The sequence below is a fragment of the Streptomyces sp. CO7 genome, assembly GCF_053474865.1.
In genome coordinates, this window is the sequence record NZ_JBRIOU010000004.1 from 366,238 (window position 1) to 374,434 (window position 8,197).

General features: G+C 71.3%; 6 protein-coding genes. All 6 read right to left on the reverse strand.

All coding sequences use genetic code 11. The features are described 5' to 3' along the window. Nucleotides 1-108: 108 nt before the first annotated feature. Complete coding sequence (gene rho, locus ACOV8S_RS14375) at nt 109-2,205, reverse strand: transcription termination factor Rho (protein ID WP_448318197.1); 2,097 nt, start codon at nt 2,203-2,205, stop codon at nt 109-111. A 481-nt stretch (nt 2,206-2,686) separates the two neighbouring features. Continuing rightward, complete coding sequence (thrB, locus tag ACOV8S_RS14380; RefSeq protein ID WP_448318198.1) at nt 2,687-3,610, reverse strand: homoserine kinase; 924 nt, start codon at nt 3,608-3,610, stop codon at nt 2,687-2,689. Between the two features lie 255 nt (nt 3,611-3,865). Then, complete coding sequence (thrC, locus tag ACOV8S_RS14385) at nt 3,866-4,942, reverse strand: threonine synthase (protein WP_448318199.1); 1,077 nt, start codon at nt 4,940-4,942, stop codon at nt 3,866-3,868. An 8-nt stretch (nt 4,943-4,950) separates the two neighbouring features. Next, the gene (locus ACOV8S_RS14390) at nt 4,951-6,243 is read right to left on the reverse strand and encodes a homoserine dehydrogenase (RefSeq protein ID WP_351111740.1); all 1,293 of its coding nucleotides are present in this window, start codon (nt 6,241-6,243) and stop codon (nt 4,951-4,953) included. 228 nt (nt 6,244-6,471) lie between these two features. Continuing rightward, the gene (gene lysA / locus ACOV8S_RS14395) at nt 6,472-7,863 is read right to left on the reverse strand and encodes a diaminopimelate decarboxylase (protein ID WP_448318200.1); all 1,392 of its coding nucleotides are present in this window, start codon (nt 7,861-7,863) and stop codon (nt 6,472-6,474) included. A 71-nt stretch (nt 7,864-7,934) separates the two neighbouring features. Continuing rightward, nucleotides 7,935-8,197, reverse strand: a 263-nt coding sequence (locus ACOV8S_RS14400) for a DALR anticodon-binding domain-containing protein (protein ID WP_448318201.1), incomplete at its 5' end; no start/stop codon positions are given.

Below are 8,197 nucleotides of genomic sequence, written 5' to 3' on the forward strand. Positions count from 1 at the left end.
AAGCTCTCCCGCCCCGCCCCGGCGCACACACTGCGCACACGCTCCGGAAAGGCCGAAGGGCCGCCCCCGCGCGATGCGCGGAGCGGCCCTTCGACGGTGCCTTCGCCGTCAGTCCCCGCTGGGGTTCGGCGTGTTCTTCTGGATCATCATCAGGAACTCGGCGTTGGACTTCGACTGCTTCATCTTGTCGAGGAGCAGCTCGATGGCCTGCTGCTGGTCCAGGGCGTGCAGCACACGCCGCAGCTTCCAGGTGATCGCCAGCTCGTCGGCGCCCAGCAGGATCTCTTCCTTACGGGTGCCGGAGGCGTCGACGTCGACGGCCGGGAAGATGCGCTTGTCGGCGAGCTTCCGGTCGAGCTTGAGCTCCATGTTGCCGGTGCCCTTGAACTCCTCGAAGATCACCTCGTCCATGCGGGACCCGGTGTCCACCAGGGCGGTGGCGAGGATGGTCAGCGAACCGCCGTCCTCGATGTTGCGGGCCGCACCGAAGAAGCGCTTCGGGGGGTACAGGGCGGTCGAGTCGACACCACCGGACAGGATGCGGCCGGAGGCCGGCGCCGCCAGGTTGTAGGCGCGGCCCAGTCGCGTGATGGAGTCCAGCAGCACGACCACGTCGTGACCGAGCTCGACCAGACGCTTGGCGCGCTCGATGGCGAGCTCGGCGACGGTCGTGTGGTCCTCGGCCGGGCGGTCGAAGGTCGAGGAGATGACCTCGCCCTTCACCGACCGCTGCATGTCGGTGACCTCTTCCGGACGCTCGTCGACCAGGACGACCATCAGGTGGCACTCGGGGTTGTTGCGGGTGATCGCGTTGGCGACCGCCTGCATGATCATGGTCTTACCGGTCTTCGGCGGGGCCACGATCAGACCGCGCTGGCCCTTGCCGATCGGCGACACGAGGTCGATGATCCGCGTGGTCAGCACGCCCGGGTCCGTCTCCAGGCGGAGGCGGTCCTGCGGGTACAGCGGCGTCAGCTTGTTGAACTCCGGGCGGCCACGGCCGTGTTCGGGCGCCATGCCGTTCACGGAGTCGAGGCGCACCAGCGCGTTGAACTTCTCGCGCCGCTCGCCGTCCTTGGGCTGGCGGACCGCGCCGGTGACGTGGTCGCCCTTGCGCAGGCCGTTCTTGCGGACCTGGGCGAGCGAGACGTACACGTCGTTCGGGCCCGGCAGGTAGCCGGAGGTGCGGATGAACGCGTAGTTGTCGAGGATGTCGAGGATGCCCGCGACGGGGATCAGCACGTCGTCGTCGGCGACCTGCGGCTCGGCCACGTCGTCACGGCCCCGACGGCCACGGCGGTCGCGGTAGCGGCCGCGACGGCCCCGGCGGCCGCCCTCGAAGTCGTCGTCGTCCTGCTGCTGGCGGTCGCGGTCACGGTTCTGGCCGCCGCCCTGCTGGTTCTGACGGCCGCCCTGGCCGCCGCCCTGCTGGTCGTCGCCCTTGCGGCGCTCGCCGCGGTCACCGCCGCGCTCGCCACGGTCCCCGCCGCGGTCCCCGCGCTCACGGTCGCCGCGGTTGCGGTTGCGCTCCCGGTCACGGGTGCGGCCCGAACGGCCTTCCGCGTCACCGGAGTCGCTGCGCTCGCCCTGCGCCTGGCCGGCGGCGTCCTGCTGCTTGTTGTCGGTCTTCACGTCGTTCTTGTCACCGCGCGCGTCGCCCTTACCGCTGTCACTTCTGTCCTGGCCCTGGGTCTCGCCCTTGGCCTCGGCGGTGACGGTCTCGGGGCTGCCGGCCTCGGCGGTGGCGCGACGGCGGCGGCGCTCGGCCGGCGGTTCGTCGCTCTTGGCGGCGGGGGCGGCCTGCTCGGCCTCGCCCTTCGCGGCCTGCTCGGCCTTGGGCGAGGGCTGGCCGGGGATCTGGGCCTTCTCGGCCGCCGTCTCCTCACCCGTACGGGTGCGCGAGGTGGTACGCCGCTTGGGCTTGGCCTCGGCGTCGGCGCCGGACGCGGCCGCCTTGGCGGGGGCGCCGCCGGAGGCCTGCGCCTCCTTGATGACCTCGATCAGCTGGCTCTTGCGCATCCGCGCCGTGCCCCTGATGCCGAGGCCCGAGGCGACCTGCTGCAGTTCGGCCAGCACCATGCCCTCGAGGCCGGTACCGCGACGCCGTCGCGAGCCGGCACCGCTGGCAGGCGTGGAAGCGTCCGTGGCGGGCGCGGCAGCGGTCTCGTCGACACGTGCGCCCATCAGATCGGTGGTGTCGCTCACGAAGGGTCCTTCCCTGGAGCGGGCGTCGGCCTGTCTGGCTCGGCGACCGGTTGTGCTGTCCGGAATCGGTCCCGATCTGATCGATCGGACCGGTCCGGGGCGGTGGTCCGCCACATCGGACGGAGGAAACAACGGTGATTGGTGGCGCTCCCCGCGACGGCGACACCGTGTTTCTGCGTGTCACGTGGCTCGGTCGCACCGGTTCCGAAGCGTGCCCGGAGAGCTGCTCAGTATTCGCGTACGGGTTGCTGCCCGCGTACTACGTACCGTACGAAACACAGTGCGGCTTGGGAGGCTCCCGGAAGAATGTCTGTCCCGGACGGGGACGTGAAGCACCTCGCCACGCTCGGGTGGTCGGGTGCGGACTTGACATTAACACTACCGGATCCCACAAACATTCCCCCTCTCCACATCCGGCAATCGCCTGAATACCCGCTCCCGGTCAGTGCTTATCCGGGAACACGGCCGTTCATGCGGCGGCTCACGCACCGGCCGCGAGCGGAAGCACGCTCGCGCCCGACAGATCCAGGGCCAGCCGGTTCGCGGCCCAGCCGTCACCTGCGGACATCTCCACCTTCTGGGCGGTCTCCTCACTGGCCAGGGCCAGCACGGTGGGGCCCGCCCCGGAGATCACCGCGGGAATTCCGTCGGCCCGCAGCCGCTCCACCAGGGCGGCGCTCTCCGGCATCGCCGGGGCGCGGTACTCCTGGTGCAGACGGTCCTCGGTGGCGGGCATCAGCAGCTCGGGGCGCCTGGTGAGGGCCTCGACGAGCAGCGCGGCGCGGCCCGCGTTGGCGGCCGCGTCGACGTGGGGGACGTTGCGAGGCAGCAGGCCGCGGGCGGTCTCGGTCAGCACCGGCTTCCCGGGGACGAAAACCACCGGAACGATGGAATCGGAGGGCTCGCTGCGCACGGCGCGGCCGACGCCGCCTTCCATCCACGCGAGGGTGAATCCGCCGAGCAGACAGGCGGCGACGTTGTCGGGGTGGCCCTCGATCTCGGTGGCCAGCTCCAGCAGTCCCTCGTCGTCGAGCCGGTTCTCGCCGCCTATCGTCACCGCGCGCGCGGCGACGATTCCGGCGCAGATCGCGGCCGAGGAGGAACCGAGTCCGCGACCGTGCGGAATGCGGTTGGCACAGACGATTTCCAGCCCCCTGGGCTGTCCGCCGAGGATGTCGAAAGCGGCGCGCATCGCGCGCACGAGCAGATGCTTCTCGTCGCGCGGCAGATTGTCGCTGCCCTCGCCGGCGATGTCGATGTGCAGCCCCGATTCGGCCACCCGGACGACAACGTCGTCATACAGCCCGAGCGAAAGACCCAGGGCGTCGAAGCCCGGACCGAGATTCGCGCTGGTGGCGGGCACACGCACGCGCACGGCGGCGGCTCGGAAGGCGGGACCGGCCATCGCTGGATGACTCTCCTTGACTGCGGGACACGAGACGACGCGAACGCGTCGGAACCGAGCACGGCACGGCATATGCGGCGGGCTGGTTCAGTACAGACTATCGAAGGATGCTTCCCCGGCGACATAGGGCGCACAGGAGGCACACGCAGCGTGTCGATTCACGCCAACTTCCGAAAAAGACGGGCGACCACGTGGTCGGGGCGGAGGAGCACGCCGAGCGCTCCCCCGCCCCGGAAACCGGTGCCGATCCGGGGATCAGTCCTGCGGGGTGAGCCCGAGGCGCGCGGCGGCGGCCGCGGCGTCCACCGGAACGACCTCGGGTCGCGCCGGCGCCCCCATCGTCGCCCACTCCGGGTCCTTGAGCCCGTTGCCGGTGACCGTGCAGACGATCCGCTGCCCCGGGTCCACCAGCCCCGCCTCGGTCGCCTTCAGCAGTCCGGCCACCGACGCCGCCGAGGCGGGCTCGACGAACACGCCCTCCTGCGACGCCAACAGCCGGTAGGCGCGCAGGATGTCGCGGTCCGTCACCTCGTCGATGAGGCCGCCGGAGTCGTCCCTGGCCGCCTCCGCGTACTCCCAGGACGCCGGGTTGCCGATCCGGATCGCCGTCGCGATGGTCTGCGGATCCTTCACGACCTCGCCCCGCACCAGCGGCGCGCTGCCCGCGGCCTGGAAGCCCCACATCCGCGGCTTGCGCGTGGCGAGCCCGTCCGCGGCGTACTCCCGGTACCCCTTCCAGTACGCGGTGATGTTGCCCGCGTTGCCCACCGGCAGCACGTGCACGTCGGGAGCGTCACCCAGCATGTCCACGATCTCGAAGGCGGCGGTCTTCTGCCCCTCGATCCGCACCGGGTTCACCGAATTGACCAGCGCCACCGGGTAGTTGTCGGCCAGCGCCCGCGCCAGCTCCAGGCAGTCGTCGAAGTTGCCGTCGACCTGGAGGATCTTCGCCCCGTGGACGAGGGCCTGCCCCATCTTGCCCAGCGCGATCTTGCCCTGCGGGACGAGCACCGCGCACACCATCCCGGCCCGCACCGCGTAGGCGGCCGCCGAGGCCGAGGTGTTGCCGGTGGAGGCGCAGATGACCGCCTTCGCGCCCTCCTCCTTGGCCCGCGTGATGGCCATCGTCATCCCGCGGTCCTTGAACGACCCCGTCGGGTTCGCCCCCTCGACCTTGAGATGCACCTCGCACCCGGTGCGCTCGGAGAGCACCTGCGCGGGCACGAGCGGCGTACCGCCCTCGCGGAGCGTCACGACCTCCGTCGTGTCCGAGACCGGAAGCCGGTCCCGGTACTCCTCGATGATTCCGCGCCACTGGTGAGTCTGAGTCATGACTCCGCCTACTCTCCTTCGACCCGCATGATGCTGGCGACGCCCCGGACCGTGTCCAGGCCGCGAAGCGCCTCGACGACCGCGCTGAGCGAGGCGTCGGACGCACGATGGGTGACGACGACGAGCGATGCCTCGCCGTCCTTGCCCTGCTGACGCACGGTGTCGATCGACACCCCGTGCTCGGCGAAAACCGTGGCCACCTGGGCGAGCACGCCCGGCTTGTCGGCGACGTCCAGGCTGATGTGGTACCGCGTGACCACGTCGCCCATCGGCGACACCGGCAGCGCCGCGTACGCCGAGTCGCCGGGACCGGTGGCCCCGGCAAGCCGGTTGCGGCACACCGCCACCAGGTCGCCCAGGACGGCCGAGGCGGTGGGCGAACCACCCGCGCCCGGCCCGTAGAACATCAGCTGACCCGCGGCCTCGGACTCCACGAACACCGCGTTGTACGCGCCGCGCACCGAGGCGAGCGGGTGGGTCAGCGGGATCATCGCGGGGTGCACCCGGGCGGTGACCGAGCCGCCGTCCGCCGCCCGCTCGCAGATGGCGAGCAGCTTGATGGTGCAGCCCATCTCCTTGGCGGAGGCGAAGTCCCCGGCGGTCACCTCGCTCATGCCCTCGCGGTACACGTCGTCGAGACGGACCCGCGAGTGGAAGGCGATCCCCGCCAGGATGGCCGCCTTCGCGGCGGCGTCAAAGCCCTCGACGTCGGCCGTCGGGTCGGCCTCGGCGTACCCGAGCGCGGTGGCCTCGTCCAGCGCCTCCTGGTACCCGGCGCCGGTCGTGTCCATCTTGTCGAGGATGAAGTTCGTGGTGCCGTTGACGATGCCGAGCACCCGGTTGACCTTGTCGCCGGCCATCGACTCGCGCAGCGGCCGGATCAGCGGGATGGCTCCCGCCACCGCCGCCTCGTAGTACAGGTCCCGCCCCTGCTCCTCGGCCGCCGCGTGCAGCGCGGCGCCGTCCTGGGCGATCAGGGCCTTGTTCGCGGAGACGACCGACGCCCCGTGCTGGAACGCAGTCATGATCAGGTTCCGGGCCGGCTCGATCCCGCCGATCACCTCGACGACCACGTCGATGTCGCCCCGTTTCACCAGGGCGGTCGCGTCGGTGGTGATCAGCGAGGGGTCGATCCCGGCCCGCACCCGGTCCGGACGACGGACGGCGACACCGGCCAACTCCACCGGCGCGCCGATCCGCGCGGCGAGGTCGGCCGCGTGCGTCGTCATGATGCGCGCCACCTCTGAGCCGACGACTCCACAGCCCAGCAGCGCCACCCTCAGCGGACGCGTACGCATCATCCGACCTCGCCTCGTTTCCTGAACCGGTCCCATACCGGTCAACGGTTGTCCAGTCTCAGGCACCGGACGAAATCCCTTCGATTCGTCCGGATCCTGAGATTCAATTTTCCGGGATCTTCCCCGGATTCCGACGGCTTTTCCGCCGGATGCCTCTCACCGCACCTCGCCGCACCCCGTGAAGGCGCAGACGGCACCCGGTGCAGCCGATGCGCCCGCCTTCACCCGACTTCACCCGACGTCGAGACGGAGCAGGTCCTCCTCCGTCTCACGGCGGACGATCACCCGGGTGTCACCGTCCTTGACGGCGAGCACCGGCGGGCGCAGCACGTGGTTGTAGTTGCTCGCCATGGAACGGCAGTAGGCGCCGGTGGCGGGCACCGCGATCAGGTCGCCGGGCGCGAGGTCGGCCGGCAGGAACGCGTCCCGGACCAGGATGTCACCACTCTCGCAGTGCTTCCCGACCACCCGGGCGAGCATCGGCTCGGCCTCGCTCGTCCGCGAGACGAGCGCGACGGAGTACTCGGCGTCGTAGAGCGCGGTGCGGATGTTGTCCGACATCCCGCCGTCGACGGACACGTACGTCCGCAGCCCGTCCAGCGGCTTCAGCGTGCCCACCTCGTACAGCGTGAACGCCGTCGGACCGACGATGGCCCGGCCCGGCTCGACCGAGATCCGCGGCGCGGCCAGGCCGGCGCCCTCGCACTCGCGCGCGACGATCTCCCCGAGCGCCTTGGCGATCTCGTGCGGCCCCTGCGGGTCGTCCTCGCTCGTGTACGCGATGCCGAGGCCGCCGCCGAGGTCGATCTCCGGCAGCTCGACGCCGTGCTCGTCACGGATCTCGGCGAGCAGCCCGACCACGCGCCGCGCGGCGACCTCGAAGCCGGCCATGTCGAAGATCTGCGACCCGATGTGGCTGTGGATGCCGACCACGTCCAGCCCGTCCAGCTTGAGCGCCCGCCGCACCCCCTCGGCGGCCTGCCCGCCGGCCAGCGGGAGGCCGAACTTCTGGTCCTCGTGGGCGGTCGCGATGAACTCGTGCGTGTGCGCCTCGACGCCCACCGTCACCCGGACCAGCACCTTCTGCCGCACCCCGTGCGCCTGCGCGACGTGGGCGACCCGCACGATCTCCTGGAACGAGTCGAGCACGATCCGCCCGACCCCCGCGGTGACCGCCCGCTCGATCTCGCCGAGGGACTTGTTGTTGCCGTGGAACGCGATCCGCTCGGCCGGCATCCCCGCCGCCAGCGCGGTCGCCAGCTCACCGGCGGAGCACACGTCGAGGTTCAGCCCCTCCTCGTGCAGCCACCGGACCACGGCCTTGGAGAGGAACGCCTTGCCGGCGTAGAACACGTCGGCACCCTCGCCGAACGCCTCCCGCCAGGCCCGGGCGCGGGCCCGGAAGTCGTCCTCGTCCATCACGTACGCCGGAGTGCCGTACTCCCGGGCGAGCTCCCGGACGTCGACCCCGCCGACGCGCACGGCGCCGTCCTCGTCACGGGTGACGGACCCCGCCCACACCTTGGGGTCGAGGGCGTTCAGATCGGCGGGCGGAGCGGTGTAGTGCCCCTCGGGGAGGACGTCGGCGTGACGGGGTCCGGCGGGGTGTGCGGAACGGCTCATCGTCTGTCTCTGCGTCTCTGTTCTGTCTCTGGCTCTCGCTGTGCGTGCTGTTCGCTCGTGTTCGCTCGTGCTCAGAGATGGTCGGGTGCGTCGATGCCGAGCAGGGTGAGGCCACCGGCCAGCACCGTCCCGGCGGCTTCGGCGAGCGCGAGCCGGGCGCGGTGGGCGGCCGAGGGTTTCTCCTCCCCCGTCGGCAGCACCGCCCCGTACGTCAGGAACTCCAGCGTGGCGTCCGCGACCCCCACCAGGTGCCGGGCGACCCGGTCCGGGGCGTGGGCCTCGGCGGCCTGGGCGAGGACGCGAGGGTGGTCGGCGAGCGCGTGGAGCAGGGGGC